General features: G+C 48.7%; 16 protein-coding genes. 8 read left to right on the top strand and 8 right to left on the bottom strand.

The genetic code is table 11. The features are described 5' to 3' along the window. Positions 1-14: 14 nt before the first annotated feature. The 3 genes from asnB to I6E49_RS08300 form a co-directional block, all read right to left on the bottom strand. On the bottom strand, positions 15-1,679 hold the full coding sequence (gene asnB / locus I6E49_RS08310; protein ID WP_235401751.1) for an asparagine synthase B: 1,665 nt from the start codon (positions 1,677-1,679) through the stop codon (positions 15-17). 302 nt (positions 1,680-1,981) lie between these two features. Then, positions 1,982-3,238, bottom strand: coding sequence for an ammonium transporter (locus tag I6E49_RS08305; protein WP_235401750.1), 1,257 nt, complete (start codon positions 3,236-3,238; stop codon positions 1,982-1,984). Positions 3,239-3,474: 236 nt separating this feature from the next. Next, the gene (locus I6E49_RS08300; RefSeq protein WP_235401749.1) at positions 3,475-3,831 is read right to left on the bottom strand and encodes a P-II family nitrogen regulator; all 357 of its coding nucleotides are present in this window, start codon (positions 3,829-3,831) and stop codon (positions 3,475-3,477) included. A 325-nt stretch (positions 3,832-4,156) separates the two neighbouring features. Between I6E49_RS08300 and dapF the strand changes: the two genes are divergently transcribed. From dapF to I6E49_RS08280, 4 genes are all read left to right on the top strand, one after another. Continuing rightward, complete coding sequence (gene dapF / locus I6E49_RS08295; RefSeq protein WP_235401748.1) at positions 4,157-5,014, top strand: diaminopimelate epimerase; 858 nt, start codon at positions 4,157-4,159, stop codon at positions 5,012-5,014. A gap of 198 nt (positions 5,015-5,212) precedes the next feature. Continuing rightward, complete coding sequence (locus I6E49_RS08290) at positions 5,213-6,451, top strand: LL-diaminopimelate aminotransferase (protein ID WP_235401746.1); 1,239 nt, start codon at positions 5,213-5,215, stop codon at positions 6,449-6,451. Between the two features lie 153 nt (positions 6,452-6,604). Further along, entirely contained in the window at positions 6,605-8,794 is a 2,190-nt protein-coding gene (locus I6E49_RS08285) for a glutamine synthetase III family protein (protein WP_235401743.1), read from the top strand. Positions 8,795-9,409: 615 nt separating this feature from the next. After that, positions 9,410-10,438: a glycosyltransferase gene (locus tag I6E49_RS08280; RefSeq protein WP_235401741.1), complete on the top strand. Its 1,029-nt coding sequence runs from the start codon at positions 9,410-9,412 to the stop codon at positions 10,436-10,438. A 143-nt stretch (positions 10,439-10,581) separates the two neighbouring features. On the opposite strand, the gene I6E49_RS08275 is transcribed toward I6E49_RS08280, so the two are convergent. Genes I6E49_RS08275 through I6E49_RS08255 form a run of 5 tightly spaced genes read right to left on the bottom strand, consistent with a single transcriptional unit; the run spans position 10,582 to position 15,153 of the window. After that, positions 10,582-11,511, bottom strand: coding sequence for a Stealth CR1 domain-containing protein (locus I6E49_RS08275; RefSeq protein WP_235401740.1), 930 nt, complete (start codon positions 11,509-11,511; stop codon positions 10,582-10,584). Positions 11,512-11,523: 12 nt separating this feature from the next. Beyond that, positions 11,524-12,312: a glycosyltransferase gene (locus tag I6E49_RS08270; protein WP_235401737.1), complete on the bottom strand. Its 789-nt coding sequence runs from the start codon at positions 12,310-12,312 to the stop codon at positions 11,524-11,526. Between the two features lie 12 nt (positions 12,313-12,324). Beyond that, a complete protein-coding gene (locus I6E49_RS08265; protein WP_235401735.1) occupies positions 12,325-13,227 on the bottom strand; it encodes a glycosyltransferase family 92 protein in 903 nt (300 codons plus the stop codon). A 21-nt stretch (positions 13,228-13,248) separates the two neighbouring features. Then, complete coding sequence (locus tag I6E49_RS08260; protein ID WP_235401733.1) at positions 13,249-14,241, bottom strand: Stealth CR1 domain-containing protein; 993 nt, start codon at positions 14,239-14,241, stop codon at positions 13,249-13,251. Positions 14,242-14,253: 12 nt separating this feature from the next. Next, positions 14,254-15,153: a lysophospholipid acyltransferase family protein gene (locus tag I6E49_RS08255; protein ID WP_235401731.1), complete on the bottom strand. Its 900-nt coding sequence runs from the start codon at positions 15,151-15,153 to the stop codon at positions 14,254-14,256. Positions 15,154-15,333: 180 nt separating this feature from the next. Between I6E49_RS08255 and I6E49_RS08250 the strand changes: the two genes are divergently transcribed. The 4 genes from I6E49_RS08250 (at position 15,334) to I6E49_RS08235 (ending at position 20,003) form a co-directional block, all read left to right on the top strand. Next, complete coding sequence (locus I6E49_RS08250; protein WP_235401784.1) at positions 15,334-16,218, top strand: NAD kinase; 885 nt, start codon at positions 15,334-15,336, stop codon at positions 16,216-16,218. Positions 16,219-16,541: 323 nt separating this feature from the next. After that, positions 16,542-18,188 (top strand): ABC transporter ATP-binding protein, encoded by a 1,647-nt coding sequence (locus I6E49_RS08245; protein WP_235401729.1) that lies wholly within the window; start codon positions 16,542-16,544, stop codon positions 18,186-18,188. Positions 18,189-18,690: 502 nt separating this feature from the next. Then, positions 18,691-19,176, top strand: coding sequence for an arginine repressor (locus I6E49_RS08240; protein ID WP_235401727.1), 486 nt, complete (start codon positions 18,691-18,693; stop codon positions 19,174-19,176). 230 nt (positions 19,177-19,406) lie between these two features. After that, complete coding sequence (locus I6E49_RS08235; protein ID WP_235401725.1) at positions 19,407-20,003, top strand: GNAT family N-acetyltransferase; 597 nt, start codon at positions 19,407-19,409, stop codon at positions 20,001-20,003. The last annotated feature ends 32 nt before the right edge of the window (positions 20,004-20,035 follow it).

Below are 20,035 nucleotides of genomic sequence, written 5' to 3'. Positions count from 1 at the left end.
ACCGGTTTTTTGCTTTAGTACGCCTTTTCGTGTACACCTGCTACTGCACGTCCGCTGGGGTCGTTCTTGCCTTGGAACGCTTTGTCCCAAGCCAGTGCCTCGGCGGTAGAACATGCTACGCTCGGAACGCTTGGCACGCTGCGTGCTGCTGATTCCGAGGGGAAGTGTTCTTCGAAGATTGTGCGGTAGTAGTATTCCTCCTTGCAGCGTGGCGGATTGATGGGGAAGCGCTCGGCGGCATGAGCCATTTGCTCATCCGACACCTGTTGCTCGGTAATCTGCTTCAACGTGTCAATCCACGAGTAGCCCACGCCGTCGCTGAACTGCTCCTTCTGTCGCCATGCCACCTCCTCGGGCAGCATGTCGGCGAACGCCTCGCGTACAATCTTCTTCTCAATGGTCTTGACCGGGCACATCTTGGCTTCGGGATTGGTGCGCATAGCCACGTCAAGGAATTCCTTGTCGAGGAAGGGCACACGTCCCTCAACGCCCCATGCCGACAGACTCTTGTTGGCACGCAGGCAGTCGTACAGATGCAGCTTGGACAGCTTGCGTACGGTCTCCTCGTGGAAAGCGCGTGCGTCGGGAGCCTTGTGGAAGTACAGATAGCCACCGAATATCTCGTCGGCACCCTCGCCCGAGAGCACCATCTTTATGCCCATCGACTTTATTACACGTGCCAGCAGATACATAGGTGTTGAGGCTCGCACGGTGGTGACGTCGTAGGTCTCGATGAAGTATATCACGTCGCGTATGGCGTCGAGTCCCTCCTGTATGGTGTAGTTTATCTCGTGGTGGACCGTTCCTATGTAGTCAGCCACAAGCCGTGCCTTAGCCAAGTCGGGTGCGCCCTTCAGTCCTACGGCAAACGAGTGTAGGCGTGGCCACCAGGCACGTTCCTTACCGTCCGATTCGATGCGGCGCTCGGAGTATTTCTCGGCAATTGCCGAGATTACCGACGAATCCAGTCCGCCCGACAGCAGCACTCCGTAGGGCACATCGCTCATAAGTTGGCGGCGCACAGCGTCTTCCAGTGCGTCGTGGATGGCGCTGACGCTCGCCTTGTTGTCTTTCACGGCTTCGTAGTTGAACCAGTCGCGCTTGTAGTAGCGGGTCATCTTGCCCTCGCGACTTGAGTAGTAGTGGCCCGGCAGGAAGGGTTCGTAGCGTTCGCATTCGCCCTCAAGAGCCTTCAGTTCGGATGCAACGTATACGGTGCCGTCGCTGTCGTAGCCTATGTATAGAGGAATCACGCCGATGGGATCGCGCGCTATCAGAAACTCGTCGCGCTCCTGGTCGTACAGGGCGAAGGCGAAGATGCCGCTGAGGTCTTCAAGGAAGTCGATGCCCTTGTCGCGATACAGGGCGAGGATAACCTCGCAGTCGCTGCCCGTCTGAAACTCGTACTTGCCCTTGTAGCGCTCGCGTATGTCCTTATGGTTGTATATCTCGCCGTTGACGGCAAGCACTTGCTGGCGGTCGGGCGAGAACAACGGTTGTCCGCCCGATTCGGGGTCGACTATCGACAGGCGTTCGTGAGCCAGGATGGCAGAACCTCCGCAGTATATACCGCTCCAGTCAGGACCGCGATGACGAATCTTACGGCTCATGCGCAGAGCCTTTTGGCGCAACTCGGGAGTCTGCTCCCGAAGGTTGAAAATAGATACAATTCCACACATATTTTTGTCTTCTTTTATTGGTTTTTGCTGTTTGTTTGAGCAAGCATTTAGGGGGCGCTTTCCAAAAGGACTCCTTTTGCACTCCGAAAGGACTCCTTTTGCATCTCAAAAGGACTCCTTTTGCTCCTCAAAAGTACCCCTTTTGCAGTGCAAAAGGACTACATTTGTAAATGCTGACTTTTCCCTTCGTTCTGAAAACAAAGATGCCCCTCTGCCACGCGAGGCAGAGGGCACCCAGAATCAAAAGAATAGTCATTATTTTAGGTCAGCACATTTACTTAGTTTTCTAACTCCCTATATATTTAGTTGTAGGCACTCTCGCCGTGCTCGTATATGTCGAGTCCTTCCTCTTCAACGCGGCGGCATACGCGCATTCCGATTGTCTTGTCTACCAATACATATAATATATAGGTGACAACAGCGCTGAATGCTATGCTCACGAGCGTTGCCACGGTCTGCACCCATAGCTGGTGCCAGTCGCCGTAGAGGGCACCTTCGGCACCGCCTTCGCCCGTTATGCAGCGTGTGGCGAACACTCCGGTGAGTATCGAGCCGATGATTCCGCCCATGCCATGAACGCCGAATGCGTCGAGAGCGTCGTCATACTTGAACTTGGGCTTTATCACAGCCACCATAATGAAGCATATAATGGTGGTGATGATGCCGATGGCGAAGGCCCCGAGAATGTCGGTTGAACCGGCAGCCGGGGTTATGGCAACGAGTCCGCCGACTGCCCCCGTACATACACCGACAGTAGTAGGCTTCTTGTTGCACGTCCAGTCGATAATCATCCAGGTCACGGCAGCCGTCGCTGCAGCCACGTGTGTCACGAGGAAAGCGTTGGCAGCCAGTCCGTCGGCAGCCAGTCCGCTACCTGCATTGAATCCGAACCATCCGAGCCAGAGGAACGACATGCCCATGAACACGAACGTTATGTTGTGTGGCATGATAGGGTGTCCCTTGCGCCAGTCGTCGCGCTTGCCTATCATGAGGCACATGATGAATGCCGACACGCCGGCGTTGATGTGCACCACGGTGCCTCCGGCAAAGTCGATGGCACCCATCTGCTGCAAGAATCCGCCGCCCCACACCCAGTGGGCCATAGGCAGATAGGCAATGATGACCCACAGAATGGTGAACACCATGTAGCCCTTGAACTTGATTCGTTCGGCAAATGCACCGAGTATGAGCGCCGGAGTGATGAGTGCGAACATACACTGGAACATGGCAAACGTCATTTCGGGTATTCCCGAAGGCATTATGTTGCGGGTCGTTATGCCGTGCATGAACGCCTTGTCCAGTCCGCCCATGAAGAACCACAGACATGAGCCGCTCTCCTTGAATCCCGTTCCGAACGCCCACGAGTAGCCTATAGCCACCCATATCAGCGACACTACGCCCACAATGAGCATGGTCTGCATTATCACACTCAGCACATTCTTCTGGCGGACGAGTCCGCCGTAGAACAATGCTATGCCCGGAATGCTCATCATGAGCACCAATATTGTTGCGACAATCATCCAGGCTGTGTTGCCGGTATCGAGAGTTGTGTATTCCATAGTTTTGAATTTTGAGTTTTGAGTTTTGAGTTGTTGCCTGCGGCAATTTTGAATTTTGAGTTTTGAATTTTGAATTGTTCTCGGCTTACGCCTGCGATTTTGAATTGATGAATTATGAATTTAGAATTGAAGAATAAGATTCTGGAAATTCAAAATTGAATAATTCCTAATCGCCAAAGGCGATAATTCAAAATTCAAAACTCAAAATTCCTAATTCCAATTGCGCCTTTGCGCAACTACTTTTCCTGCTCCGCATTATACAGAGCTATGTCGCCTCGCTCGCCGGTGCGTATGCGTATGGCGTCTTCTATAGGTATGATGAATATGCGTCCGTCGCCAATCTCGCCCGTCTGTGCAGCTTCGAGTATAGCCTTAACGGCACGCTCCACATTCTTCTCGCGAACCACGAGCGACACCAATATACGTTCAATCGAACTTGTGTCGTAAACGACGCCACGATAGATGCGGTCCTGACGGGCTTTGCCTATGCCGCGCACGTCGTAATAAGAGAACCATTCGATGTCGGCAGCAAGCAACGCTTGCTTTACATCTTCAAATCTCGACTTTCGGATAATTGCCTCAATCTTTTTCATATAACTTTCTTTTTATTGGTTATCCTATGTTTATTGTTGCATTATGTAACTGTCACGATGCAAAAGTACGACAAAAAGAAATGTAAAACAAGATATAGGTAGCATTTTAATAGTTTGTTCTTGCTACGTGTGTGTAATTGTAAACTAAAACATTCGTTACGCTTTCAAATTGAAACGAAAACATCAAAGATTGCTTACAAATAGAAACTTAAAGATAATTAACCCGAAAATGTGGTAATTAAATTGTTGTCTATTGCGCAAATTGTTGTAATTTTGCAAACGCAAAGGACAAAGAGTAATTCTTTAAGGTAAAAAGATAGACAAAATGGTAAAGTCGGTTAAGTTCACAAAGATGCACGGGGCTGGCAATGACTATATATATGTAGACACACAGAAATATGCCATTCCCGACCCGTCGAAAGCTGCAATAGCATGGAGCAAATACCATACTGGCATAGGCAGCGACGGACTTGTATTGATAGGCAAGCCCGATGAAGGAGTAGAAGCCGATTTCTCGATGCGCATTTTTAATGCCGACGGATCGGAAGCCATGATGTGCGGCAACGCGTCGCGATGCATTGGCAAGTATCTGTACGAGAAAGGGCTCACCAGTAAAACCTCCATACGACTGCAGACGCTGTCGGGTGTGAAGACGCTCAATCTGCATCTTGCCGATGAAGGCCATAATATAAATAAGGTGGAAAGCGTCACGGTAGACATGCTGCAGCCCGTGTTTCACAACGAGAAGCAGTATGACGAGAAGGCAGGCGACACTCTCACTGCCGACTTCCGGACCTTCCGCGGCACGTTCGTGTCAATGGGCAATCCGCACTTCGTGTGCTTTGTCGACGACATACAGACGCTCGACATAGCCCGATACGGCTCCATCATGGAGCGCGACGCAGCCTTTCCGGAGCGTTGCAACATCGAGTTTGCACAGCTCATGGACGACGGCACCATACGCACACGGGTATGGGAGCGTGGCAGTGGGATAACGATGGCATGCGGCACTGGCGCTTGCGCAACAGCCGTAGCAGCCGCACTGACCGACCGCAGAGGTCATACAAGCGACATTGCAATGGATGGCGGCACCCTGCATATAGAATGGAACGAGCAGGACGGACATGTATATATGACCGGACCGGCAGCGTTCGCATTTGAAGGAGAAGTTAACCTGCCGTAAGCCTTCGGCAATTTTGAATTTTGAATTTTGAGTTTTGAATTGTCGCCTTTGGCGATTAGGAATTGTTCATTTTTTGAATTAATAATTCAACAACTCAAAATTCCGAAAGAAATAATTCAAAATTCAAAAACTCCAAATCGCAGGCGTAAGCCGAGAATAATTCAAAATTCAAAACTCAAAACTCAAAATTCAACAGGTATGGCACTGGTAAACGAACATTTCCTGAAGCTGTCCAACAGCTACTTGTTTGCAGATATAGCCAAGAAGGTGAATGCCTTCAAGGTGTCGCATCCGCAAGTTAAGGTGATAAGTCTCGGCATAGGAGACGTGACACAACCGCTTTGTCCGGCAGTAATAGAGGCTATGCACAAGGCCGTAGACGAAATGGCTGTTAAGGCATCGTTCCACGGATACGGACCTGAGCGCGGATACGACTTCCTGCGCGAGGCAATAGTCAAGAACGATTATGCACCGCGAGGCATACATATCGACCCCAATGAGGTGTTCGTCAACGACGGTGCCAAGAGCGATACGGGCAACATCGGCGAGATAGTGCGCTGGGACAACTCCATCGGAGTGACCGACCCTATCTATCCGGTATATATCGATTCGAACGTAATGTGCGGTCGTGCCGGAGTGCTTGAGAACGGACGCTGGAGCAACGTCAACTATATGCCGTGTACAGCCGAAAACAATTTCGTGCCGCAGATACCCGACCATCGTGTAGACATGATATACCTGTGCTATCCCAACAATCCTACGGGCACCGTACTGCCTAAGGACGAACTGAAGAAATGGGTGAAATACGCTCTCGACAACGACACTATCATATTCTATGATGCCGCTTACGAGGCGTATATCCAGGACGACAACATACCGCACTCGATATACGAGATAAAGGGAGCACGCAAGTGCGCTATTGAGTTCCGCAGCTATTCGAAGACAGCCGGATTCACAGGTGTGCGTTGCGGATACACCGTCATCCCCAAGGACATCACAGCCGTGACGCTCGACGGCAAGCAGCGTGTCGAACTGAATCATCTGTGGGACCGCCGGCAGTCGACCAAGTTCAACGGCACAAGCTATATATCGCAGCGTGCCGCAGCCGCCATCTATACACCCGAGGGCAAGAAGCAGGTGAAGGCTACCATCGACTACTATATGGCCAACGCCCACTACATGCACGAACAGCTCACACAGATGGGCTTTAAGGTGTTCGGCGGACGCAACGCTCCGTATCTGTGGGTGAAGACTCCCGACGGTATCGACTCGTGGAAGTTCTTCGAGCAGATGCTCTATGCTGTAGGCGTGGTGTGCACACCGGGCGTAGGCTTCGGACCGAGCGGCGAGGGATATGTCCGACTAACAGCCTTCGGCGACCGCGACGACTGCCACGAAGCAATGCGACGCATCAAGGAATGGCTCAGCAAGGCATAAGAAGGCCCCACAAAGCTTCAAAGAATGGCTCACCAAGGCTTAAAAAGGCCTAAGAAGGCCCAGTAAGGCCCAGCAAGGCTCAGTAAGCCTTAAGAAGGCCCAGTAAGGCTCAGTAAAAACTAAAAACAAACAACATAAAAGAAAGAAACAACAATGGCAAATTTGAGATTCGAGGTTGTAGCCGACGCTTTCAACAAGAAACCCGTCGACGTGATTGCACCGATTGAACGTCCATCGGAGTTCTTCGGTAAGAACGTTTTCAACCGCGCCAAGATGTACAAGTATCTTCCGCGCGACGTTTATGAAAAGCTCATCGACGTTATCGACAACGGCGCTCGTCTGGATCGTTCCATAGCCGACGCTGTAGCTAAGGGCATCAAGCAGTGGGCTGACGAGAACGGTGTGACACACTACACACACTGGTTCCAGCCGCTTACCGAAGGCACAGCCGAGAAGCACGATGCTTTCATCGAACACGACGGCAAGGGCGGCATGATTGAGGAATTCTCAGGCAAGCTGCTTGTACAGCAGGAGCCTGATGCCAGCTCATTCCCTAACGGCGGTATTCGTAACACTTTCGAGGCACGTGGCTATTCGGCTTGGGATCCTACTTCGCCGGTGTTCATCATCGACGATACACTGTGTATTCCTACCATCTTCATCTCATACACAGGCGAGGCTCTCGACTACAAGGCTCCGCTGCTGCGCTCGCTGCATGCTGTGAATGTTGCAGCCACTGAGGTTTGCCACTACTTCTATCCGGAAGTGAAGAAGGTCATCTCTAACCTCGGTTGGGAGCAGGAGTACTTCCTCGTTGACGAAGGACTGTACTCGGCACGTCCCGACCTCATGCTTACCGGACGCACGCTTATGGGTCATGACTCTGCAAAGAACCAGCAGATGGACGACCACTACTTCGGTGCTATCCCTGAGCGTGTACAGGCTTTCATGAAGGATCTGGAAATCCAGGCTCTCGAACTGGGCATCCCCTGCAAGACACGCCACAACGAGGTTGCGCCCAACCAGTTTGAGCTGGCTCCTATCTTCGAGGAGACCAACCTTGCCATCGACCACAACATGCTGCTCATGTCGCTCATGAAGAAGATTGCACGTCATCATGGCTTCCGCGTACTGTTGCACGAGAAGCCTTTCGCAGGCATCAACGGCTCGGGCAAACACAATAACTGGAGTCTCGCTACCGATACTGGCGTACTGCTGCACGGCCCTGGCAAGACTCCGATGGACAACCTCCGCTTCATCGTATTCATCGTTGAGACATTGATGGCGGTATATAAGCACAACGGATTGCTAAAGGCGAGCATCATGAGTGCTACCAATGCTCATCGTCTTGGCGCTAACGAGGCACCTCCAGCAATCATTTCATCGTTCCTCGGTCGTCAGCTCACCGATATTCTTTCGCGTATCGAGGCTTCTGACAAGGACGAACTGTTCGACATCGCCGGCAAGCAGGGATTGCAGCTTGACATTCCTGAGATTCCTGAACTGCTCGTCGACAATACCGACCGCAACCGTACTTCACCATTTGCATTCACCGGCAACCGCTTTGAGTTCCGTGCTGTAGGTTCTGAAGCCAACTGTGCTTCAGCTATGATCGTACTGAACACTGCAGTGGCTGAGGCTCTGCAGGATTTCAAGAAGCGTGTTGACGCTCTCATCGAGAAGGGTCAGGACAAGGTGAGTGCATTGCTCGACGTTGTACGCGAGGATGTTAAGTTCTGCAAGCCTATCCATTTCGATGGCAACGGCTACTCTGACGAGTGGGTTGAGGAGGCTAAGCGTCGCGGTCTTGACTGCGAGACCTCTTGCCCGAAAATCTTCGAGCGCTATCTCGACGAAGCTACTATCAAGATGTTCGAGAGCCAGAACGTGATGAGCCGCAAGGAACTTGAGGCACGCAACGAGGTGAAGTGGGAGACTTATACAAAGAAGATTCAGATCGAGGCACGTGTGTTCGGCGACCTCTCTATGAACCATATCATCCCAGTATGCACTCACTATCAGAGCCGTCTGGCAAAGAACGTACAGAGCATGTACGACATCTTCCCTGCCGAGAAGGCCGACAAGCTGACCTCACGCAACAAGAAGATTATCGAAGAGATGGCTGAACGCACACAGATCATTGAGACTGGTGTGGAGGAACTGGTCAATGCCCGCAAGGTAGCCAACAAGATTGAGGACGAGCACCAGAAGGCTATTGCCTATCACGACACCGTAGCTCCGAAGATGGAGGAGATACGTTATCAGATAGACAAGCTCGAACTTATCGTTGCCGACGAGCTCTGGACTCTGCCTAAGTATCGCGAACTCCTGTTCATCCGATAAAGACATAAGAATAAAACTTAACAGCTATCTATTTCTTTTATTGGTTGTTTAAGTTTGGCCGCGACGGACTGTGAAGTCTATCGCGGCTTTTTTGCAAAAATATAGTTTATGTTACTCTTAGAAAAAATATACAAAAGCTTCTTTCTCCTTGTCGTATTCATTGTAGGAGGAATCTATTTTCTCATACAGCTCGCTATAATGCTATGGAGTAATCAGATTAAGGCGCAAGAGCTCATCTTATATACGGGTTGGGTATTGCTATCCATTGTCTACTTGATAGACAGGTTTAAATATGAGCTATTCAAAAAGCACAGAGGTATATATGTATTAGCCATATACTTTGCTCTAATCCTTATGGCTATATACAATCAGTATTTATGAAAGGTTTGGCACATACCAAGCGAAAGGCTTGTGTATGTGCCGATTTTCATTTTGTAAAAATGATTTTTTAGAAAATGATTTCTGAAAATATGTTTTTGCAAAAATACAGTTTTCTAAGTTAACAAATAAGCGAACTGAATACTTTTCTCATTGTATATATGTATGGAGTCAGAAATATTTATTATTTTTGCATAATAATACTCTATTATTTACGTATCTCCTAAAAGTCAAGTTATGAAAGCTAACAAAGTTGATATTATCATTCCCGTTTATAACGTAGAACCGTATTTACGACGTTGTCTGAACAGCATGCTTGATCAGATATATACGCATTGGCGTGCCATCTGTGTTGACGATGGTTCTACCGACGGAAGCCCTGCCATACTTGACGAATATGCCGCTAATGACTCGCGCTTTATGGTGATTCATCAAGCTAATGGCGGATTGTCGCATGCCCGCAATGAGGGTATGGCTGTTGCTGATGCCGAATACGTTATGTTTGTAGACTCTGATGACTTTATACATCCGCAGACTTTGGAGTTAGCAGTAGGTCTGATTGAGCGTGACGGTACCGATATGGTGAGCTGGTATCGAAACTCTTTCTATAGAAACATACAGCTGAAACTAATGCGTTTGTTTAAAGTGGATACCGCAAAAGCAGGTGCTTGGCGTTCGCCTTTTAAGTACAGGCTTGGCAGAATAAAGACCATAGTGACGGACGATGCGTTGAAATATGCTTCCGACTGGAATCATCCTGAACAGAAGTTTGCTATAAAGCATTGTTTTGTGTGGCGTCATCTGTTCAAGCGTTCACTTATAAAGGATGTGAAGTTTATAAAGGGAATGAAGTATGAGGACATTCCTTGGTGGTCGGAACTATTAATGAAACCAATTAAAACGACTATAACGCAGTTGCCACTGTATTATTATTATGTCAATCGCAAGTCCATTTCAAAGTCGATTAATGAATTGGAACGTCTTGAGACGTTGTTGAACGGACTCTCTCTAATTCAGAATATGTATCAGGAAAATGGTGATATGGAACGTTTGCAGATGTGGAGTCATAACATTAAGTGGGCTATTCTGGTTAGGGGAACCAAAGCTCTGGCAATAATAATGGTCAGTCCTGATGCCGACAAACTTGTGCATTACATCTCAGATATGGTAAAGACAGGATTGTTCGACAATGCAACAACCCCTGTGGAATTTAAAGCAAAAGCTGCGTATTATGCAGTGGCAGCAGGACAGAAATTAAGCGAGTAAATATGAACCGCATATAATAAAACGGAACGGCGGACTCCCGTCCGACGCACAGCCAGCCTTTTAGTTGTGGGTTTGTTGCTGCGCGTCGGACGGGAGTCCGCCGTTCCGGTAGATTGCTGTGTTTATGTTTGCCCTTCCTCTCTTTATTTCTCGAACTCCGACTTCTTCGGAAACTTGCTTTCGAGGAAGTCGATTGCAGCCTTACGATCGGCATCGTTGGCAAACTCCGAATCGTTCATGCAGAAGAAAACGGGATTGTATCGCTCAAACTTTTCGTAGAGTTTGTGGTTGTCAATGTGCAGACGGAACGAATGTTTATGTGATACGTAGCGCAGATGACCCTTATTCTCGGCAAGAGCCACATAAGAGTATACGCTTCGCTGTACGTCGTCAGCAGCACGAACATGGTGCGGTACCATTGGGCTGAACTCCTTCTCAAACTTACGGTTTGTGAATGTTATGGTGCTCTTCAGATACGAGTCGATGTTGTGATGAGGCTTGCATCCGTAGTAAGTGCCGTAGTATTTCTCTACAAGTTCGGCTGCATTTCTTATAATCTTAAGATACATGCTCAATGGTTTGCCCTTAACATTGTCTCTAAACCATAGCGCCAGCTTTCGGAAAGGCTTGCGGTTCATATACATTATAGGCAGTCCGTCGGCTGCGAAGAATGTAGCCGGAGTGACGGGCTGGTTTATATACATGTCGTCGTTGGAGAAGAGGAAATGCTCCGACAAGCCCGGAATCTTGTCGAGATAGTGCTCTATCAATGTCGAGTTGAAGCACGGCAGACTCTCGGCAGGCATTATCTCCTTGTGGTCAACCACTTGAATCTTGGGATTTTCAGTGTTGAGCCATTCGGGCTTTTGGTCGTCGGTCACGATGAATATCTTGCGTATCCAAGGCGCATACATCTCTATAGAGCGCAGACTGTATTTCAGTTCGCCGCTGTCAGCATATCTGCCCTTGCAGTTTTCTTGTCGTTCTGTGGGCCGTCCGATGCACGCATCGCGTTTAGCTTGCCACTTCGGGTCATTGCCATTAACCCATAGATAAACCAAGTCTATATCCATATTGATGTTTCTTTACTGATTTTCTACAATGTGTTTTATTTCCGGGTAGTGCTCGCAGATTGCGTTAAACGCCTTCACGTTGCGGTCGACTCCTGCCTTGAAGTTGCTCGTTTTGAGTGAGAGTTCCTTCGGTTTGCCGAGTCCGCGCGGCTTGTTGCGTCCGAACGGAACTGGAATTACGGGATAACCGTTGGCTGCTCCTGCTGCCCAGAACCAAATGTCGTCGGTGCTTGGTGCCAGTTTGGTGAACAGTTCTACGTCCATCATGTCGGCTTTGAGTGAGTGTGGCGGATAAAGTACGCCACCTACGCCCGTCTGAATGTTGAGGAAGCTGCGGTGAATGCGCTTCAACAGGAAGTGATACCAGCGATATTTGCTCCACTTCTTGTACGGTTTGCCGTACTTGATGCGCTTGGCACGATGTGCAAGGATTGCATCGGGAATCTGTGCGTGCAGTTCGAGCAGTTCCTTAAGCATATATTTGTGATAGTGAACATCGTCGTCGACGGTGACGATGATGGCATCGGGGAAGTCAATCAGAGCCGGAATGAGTTTGCGGTACGACCGTATGTCGCGGTCGTAGTTGCGTATCTCGAATATGGGGTTCTCCTTGGCAAGTGCAAGGAGACTCTGTGGCATTTCGTTTTCGGCAAACTGTGCCAGCGTAACGTACAATATGAGTTTGTCGGGCAGAACGCTTCCGTCCAACAGTGAGCGTATAGCTTGCTCTGCAATATTGATGGCTGCAGGAAACGAAGTCATTGAAACGATGACCTGCGGTTGGGTTTTATTGTCTGTCATAATATACGTATATTATATGTTTTTACTGATATTGGGAGCCGGTTCCTCAATATCGTTAAGGTCGTATTGGTTGAAATACTCCATGGGCACAGAAGTCTGGGTGCCGCTTGCACGTCCTCTCATCTGCTTTTCGCGGAACTCTTCGAGCGACCTTACGGCATAATGGTTGATGCGTATAATGTCTTGCTGCGGTGTTCGTTGTCTGAAGTTACGGGTGATGGGGTTGCCATGCGAGTCGGCAGCCTTCCCTTTGATTCGCGCCACTTCATGACAGCCAATCATTGTGTACACCATTCGGGGGTTGACAATGCTCTTGACGTGTCGGTTGAGGTAATGGTCGGGTTGTGAGTGGAAGCGGAACCGCTTCATGACAGGCTCCGACGATTTCGTTTTGTTGCCTCCGCTGCCATATACAAGCCAGTTGATTTCGACGGCTGGAAATTGCTCGAATCGTTTTAGAAAGTCGCGTATGGAGGCATCCTTGATTGGGACTATAAACTCGTCGAGGTCGATGAATGCTATCCATCGGGTGTCGAAGCGGTGGCGTTTGAGGCAGTCGTCGTAGGCGGCAAGCTGTCGTCGGTAGCCAGGCCAGTCGATATACTCGACAATACCCTGCTTGATGTAAGGTTCGAGAATCTGTTTTGTGCCGTCGGTGCTCTCGTTGTCGTAGACGTAGAACTTGTCTACGCCTTGCGACAGATGCCATTCCACCCATTCCTTGAAGTACGGGCCCTCGTTCTTGGCAATGGCGCAGACAGCCAGATGATGCTCCGGTGTGGTATGGTTTCGGCGTATGTCGATGTTTAGCTTTATGGCGTTGAACACGCCGAAACGCAGAATACCACGCCACTGATTGCGTGTCATCTTGTGCGGGATTACTCCTGCTATGATTTCAGCTAATACTTTATGCATAGATTAAGGTTGAAAGACTCGTTAAAGTTCGAAACTTGATTTCTCCGGCAGTATGCTTTGAAATGCCTCATTAAGGTTGTGCATCACCTCGTCATAGTTGCGTATGTGAACGTTATCGTTAAGGCAGATGAGCGAGTACGACTGCTCGTATATAGCCTTGATGGCCTTCTTCGACTTTATCATCAACGGGAACATCTTGGTGTCCTTGTATGTGTTGTATGGCTCGAAGTCGCCATTGCATATCTGCCAGATGCGGAACAGTTCGGGAGTGTAGTCGGTCAGTGCTCGGAAGCGGTTTGACGAGGTTTCGGTGAGTTCCTTTCCGGCTGCAGCCCAAACCTCTTCGAATGTCTTTTTGAGATAAGGCTGAGCGTTGTGCGGAACACGCAGTGTGATGAACTTGTTGTAGAAGCGCAGCAGATAGTTCCAGCGTGCCTTCGAACCGTAGCTCTTGTCAAACCACTTGTCGTGCCATCGCTCCATCACTTCCTTCTTGTTGAAGTGGCGGTTGATAATCTTTATGTTGTTCTTGATACGTACATACCATTGCGACCAAGCCGGGTTGTAGTCGAACACGGCAATGTCGCAGGGCAGACCGTTCTTGAAGAAGCGTTCTGGGGTGATATGGTTTATGATGTAGAAGTCGTCGTTGAAGTAGACGAAATGGTCGGACAGCCCAGGAATTCTGTACATATAGCGTTCGATAACTACAGAGTTGTATGTAGGCAGGAATTCGGCTGGGATGAAATCCTTATGATTGACGAGGTGGATTTTGGGATTGTTCTCGTCGAGCCATTCGGGTTTCTGACCGCTTGTGACGAAATGAATCTTGCGCACCCAAGGCGCAAACTTCTCTATACCGCGAAACCAATACTTCAAGAATCCGTAGTCGCGGAAGCGTGCTTTGGACACTCCGTTCTTGGTATTGTTGCTGTTGCCTGAGTATTTTGCGAATTCATTCTGCCATTCAGGGTCGTCCATGTTGACCCAAGTAACCACAAAATCAATATCCATATAATTCTTTTTTTATTTGTTTTGGTGTTCGTAGTATTCTGCGTATTTGAATCGGTTGTGTGTCCACAGATAGCATTCCGGCTGTCGGCGTATCTCGTCTTCAAGGTGTTTGAAGTATATGTCGGACAATTCGTAGTCGGGAAGCGACGACGGATTGTCGTGCAGCGGCGTGAAGACGCACTCGTAATAGCCTCGCTTCACTCTTCGTGCGTTGACAAAGACGGGTATATGGCCGAAGTGCTTGGCTATCTTTTCCGGACCGACCAATACCGGGACGGTATGGTTCAGGAACTTGACGTAGTGCTTGATTTGTCTCCTCTTGGGCGACTGGTCGGCAATGAGAGCCACCATACAAGGCTTGTTTTGCGATGCCATATTAGCCACAAAGCGAGCCGTCTCGCGCATCTCCACACATATATTGCCCATACGTTCGCGCATCTGCTTTATGATTTCGTCGAACGTAGGATTGATGAGTTTGTGGTAAACCTGGGCACACACCACATCGTCTTTAATCCATAGTCCGATAGAGGTCATCCACTCCCAGTTGCAGTAATGCCCCATGAAGTAGTCGACCGACTTGCCTTGGTCCAGCAAGTCGTTTGTCATCTTGATGTTGGAGAACTTCATTCGCTTCATTATTTCGTCGGGTGAGATAGTGGCAAGTTTTCCGCTTTCGAGAACCATGTCCATAAAGAAGTGGTAGAACTTTTTCTCTATAGATACTATTTCGTGAAGGTTTTTCTCGGGAAAAGATTCGGTCAGATTCTTGCGTACTATCTTTCTACGATATCTGATGATATAGTATAGTGGATAGTACATTATGTCGGATATTACATAAAGAGCCCAGAACGGGATGTATGACAATACCTTGATAATGAAAAATAAGAAGTAATGCTTTTTACTGTATTGCATATGTGTTTTGTTGTGTGAGTCAGACAAAGTTAAGTAAAATGCGTGAAAGAATGAAATTAAATAGCTCTAAAAGTTCGATTTGTTACGTTTTTATTACAAAACAAGCCTTTCGATACGCGATTTTTTCATTACTTTTGTAACTTTCAAATAGCAAAACGAATAAAAATATATATTTATATGATGACAGACAAGCCTCTGACATTCGCAATATTCGGCAACTCGTTCCAGCCGCGCAAGTCGACTTCGCTCTTGCGTGTGCTGTCTTTTCTGAAGTCGCGCGGTGAGCGTGTGATGTTCGACCGTGAGTTTTACGACTTCCTTACGTCCGAGCACATGCTTGACCTGACTGGTGTCGACGTGTTCGACGGCGACGACTTCGATGCCGACTTTGTCATTTCGATGGGTGGCGACGGCACGTTCCTCAAGGCAGCGGTGCGTGTAGGCACCAAGCAGATACCCATCATTGGCGTGAATATGGGTAGGTTAGGATTCCTTGCTGACGTGTTGCCGGCTGAGGTTGAGGCTGCGCTTGCCACCATCATAGCCGGAAACTACGCCATTGAGGAGCACACCGCCATACAGGTAGTCACCGAAGGCGGCGGCTTTGAGGGCTGTCATTATGCTCTCAACGACATTGCCGTGCTCAAGCGCGACGTGGCTTCGATGATCAGTATTCGTACAAGCATCGACGAGAGTTATCTGGTTACGTATCAGGCGGATGGTCTGATAGTGAGCACTCCTACCGGTTCGACAGCCTATTCGCTGTCAAACGGCGGTCCGATAATAGTGCCGCAGACCCGCACGCTGTGCCTCACGCCCGTAGCTCCGCACAGTCTCAACATACGTCCTATTGTAATCAGCGACAAGAGTGTGGTGCGTCTGGAGGTGGAATCGCGTTCGCACAACTATCTTATAGCTATCGACGGCCGCAGCTATACGATGCACGAGGGTTCGGCAGTAACCATAAGTCGCGCCCCGTTCGTAACACGCATAGTAAAGCCCAACGGTCTGCGCTACTTCTCGTCGCTACGCGAAAAGATGATGTGGGGAGCGGATAAGAGATGAGAATTTTGAATTTTGAGTTTTGAATTTTGAATTGGTGCCTATGGCATTTTTGAATTTTGAGTTTTGAGTTAGGAGTTTGTCGCCTTTGGCGATTAGGAATTATTCAATTTTGAATTGCATAGTTCACAATTCTCAAATTTAAAACAAACAATTCAAAATTCATAATTCATCAATTCAAAATCGCAGGCGTCAGCCGAGAATAATTCAAAATTCAAAACTCAAAATTCAAAATTCCGAAAGGAATAATTCCAAATTCAAAACTCAAAATTCAAAATTCCGTTAGGAACAATTCAAAACTCAAAACCCAAAATTCAAAATTCCGAATGTTCAAAATTCCCAAAACGAAGTATCCGGCACTCCTTATAGTGCGTTGGCTGTGGCACGAATTGCGTGGCAATCGTCTGCAGTCGGTGCTCAATGCGTTGTTGGGTGTGGCAGATGTGGTGTTGAGTTTGGCTCAGGTATGGGCAGTGAAGCATGCCATCGACATAGCCTCGGGCAGCGAGCACGACTCGATATATTGGGCGGTGGCGCTGATGGGATTCATCATACTTGCCAATTTCGGCGTGAGCATAGCCGGAGTGTGGGTGCGCAACATCCTCGGCGTACGTGCGCAGAACCGTATGCAGCAGCGCATGCTTGCCCATATACTGCAAGCAGAGTGGCATAGTAGGGAGCGGCATCACTCGGGCGACGTGCTCAACCGACTCGAAATTGACGTGACCACGGTAGTTACGTTCCTCACGGAGACCCTTTCCAACACGCTCTCCGTCATACTTATGTTTGTAGGTGCATTCGCCTGCATGTTTGTTATGGACCATACGCTTGCCGTATTGCTTGTGGCAATCATGCCCGTGTTCCTCGCCGCGAGTAGAATATACGTAGGACGCATGCGCAGTCTGACCCGACTGGTGCGCGATTCTGACAGCCATGTGCAGTCGGCAATGCAAGAGACGGTGCAGCACCGAATGGTGGTGAAGACGCTTGAGGCTGGCGACGACATGGTGACGCGCCTTGAGAGCACCCAGTCGGAGCTGCGCAGCAATGTAGTGAAGCGTACCATATTCTCCATATTCTCCAATTTCGTCCTTAATCTTGGTTTCGCCATAGGCTATCTCGTAGCCTTCCTATGGGCTGCCGTGCGAATGTCGGCAGGCACGCTGACGTTTGGCGGCATGACTGCCTTCCTGCAGTTGGTCAACAAGATACAGACTCCGGCACGCAATCTGACCAAGCTCGCGCCGGCATTTGTAGGCGTGCTCACCGCAGCCGAGCGACTCATCGAACTGCTCGAAGAACCTCTTGAACCGCAGGGCGAGCCCCAACGTATGCAGGCACCGTGCGGATTGCGGCTTCAGAACGTTACGTACAGATACGAGGACGGCACGCGCAATGTCGTCGACAACCTCTCGTTCGACTTTGCTCCAGGCACGTGTACAGCCATATTGGGCGAGACCGGTGCCGGCAAGACCACTATTGTGCGCATGCTTCTGGCTCTGTCGCGCCCCACCAGCGGCAACATATATATATATAATAAGGTGGAAACCCGTGAACTGACATCCCTGATGCGATGTAACTTTGTGTATGTGCCGCAGGGCAACACGCTCATGAGTGGCACCATACGCGATAATCTGCTGCTCGGAAACCCCAATGCTTCGGAGGCGGAAATGTGGGAAGTGCTAAGCCGTAGTTGCGCCGACTTTGTCAGGACGTTTCCCTTAGGACTCGACACCAAGTGTGGCGAGCAGGGTGGGGGATTGTCCGAAGGTCAGGCACAGCGCATAGCCATAGCGCGCGCATTGCTTCGCGAGGGCTCGATAATGATATTCGACGAGGCTACATCAGCTCTCGATGCCGACACCGAATGCCGATTGCTCGAGAGTCTGATGCACGACAATCGCCATACTGTAATATTCATCACCCACCGACCGGCTGTGTTGAAATACTGTACGCAGACGCTTCAACTGTAGTTTAGCGACTTACAGACTTATTCTACATCAAGTTTTTGAGTTGAAAATGAATGTTTTTGATAGAATTGTTTGCGTACACAGCAAAATCTTCATACCTTTGCATCGTCAAAAGGTTAATAGATTGTTTAGGTTAGTAGTAATAGATTTAGGTTTTTAGTTATTAGGTTTAAGGTAAATTGAACGATTGTTTAACAGGTAACCATGAGGGTTCGTGAGAGTCTTCATTCATTACGAAAATTATTTTTTAGTTAAACATAGGAATATGGCACAGCTCGCTGAGAGTTGTGCCATATTTCTTTTGTGCCATATCCATATTTCTTTCTTCACCACACCAATCTGTTCCTTAATGTATACTTATACTGCATAAATATACAATAAATCTTCCGTTATCTTACAAAGCGTAATTTTTTATTTAATTTTTATGTCGTATTGTTTGGATATTTATTCAATTATACATACTTTTGTATCCGTAAACGAATAAATATACATCCATACAAGAAATATGAAGTTAAAAAGCGACAGAATTGAAACATTGAAGATGCTCATTTCGAGCAAGGAACTTGGAAGCCAGGACGAAGTGCTTGCAGCTCTTGCCCAGGAAGGATTTGCCGTGACGCAAGCTACATTGAGCCGCGACTTCAAGCAGCTTAAGGTGGCAAAGGCTGCCAGCATGAATGGCAGGTATGTATATGTGCTGCCCAACGAAACCATGTACAAGCGTGTGCCCACGCCGCGAATGGCATCGGAAATGCTCCGTATTCCGGGCTATCGCTCCATCAACTTCTCGGGCAATATGGGTGTGATACGTACTCGACCGGGCTACGCCAGTTCGATAGCATACAACATTGACAACGGACACATTGACGAAATACTCGGCACGATAGCCGGCGACGACACCATTTTCATCGTGATTAAGGAGGGTGTGACGCAGGAGCAGGTGATAAAAGGGCTGAGCACAATAGTGCCGGGAATGGAAGCGGAATTCTGATTTAGGAATTTTGAATGTTGAATTTTGAATTGGTGCGCTTCGCGCATTGTGAATTATTCAATTCTGAATTTCAAGAATCTTATTCTTCAATTCTCAATTCATAATTCATCAATTCAAAATCGCAGGCGTAAGCCGCGAATAATTCAAAATTCAAAACTCAAAATTCAAAATTGCCAACGGCAACAATTCAAAATTCAAAACTCAAAATTCAAAACTCGATAAAATCGATTATGAACAAGGAAGATATAACAGTGATGGTAGCCGACGCATCACATGAGAAATATGTCGACACAATACTTGATACCATAGAGAAAGCCGCCAAGGTTCGCGGCACTGGTATCGCTAAGCGTACACACGAATATGTGGCTACGAAGATGAAGGAAGCCAAGGCGGTGATAGCCCTTTACGGCGACGAGTTTGTAGGATTCAGCTACATCGAGACATGGGGCAACAAGCAGTATGTCACCACTTCGGGTCTTATCGTTGACCCTAAGTTCCGCGGACTGGGTGTGGCCAAGCGCATCAAGGACCTCACCTTCACGCTCGCCCGCACCCGTTGGCCGCATGCCAAGATATTCTCGCTCACCAGCGGAGCTGCCGTTATGGCGATGAACACCCAGTTGGGCTATCATCCCGTGACGTTTGCCGACCTCACCGACGACGAAGCTTTCTGGCGCGGATGCGAGGGTTGCATCAATGTAGACGTGCTCAAGCGCACCGGTCGCAAGTATTGCATCTGCACCGGAATGCTCTACGATCCGGAGGAACATCTGCCGGCTAAGCTTCCGGAGGAAGTCTTGGAGAGATTGAAGAAGTTGAAAAACTAAAAAGAAGCCCAAAACGTCACCCCCAGAAAGCC

Source organism: Leyella stercorea (assembly GCF_021531655.1).
This window is presented reverse-complemented; position numbering and strand designations above follow the sequence as displayed.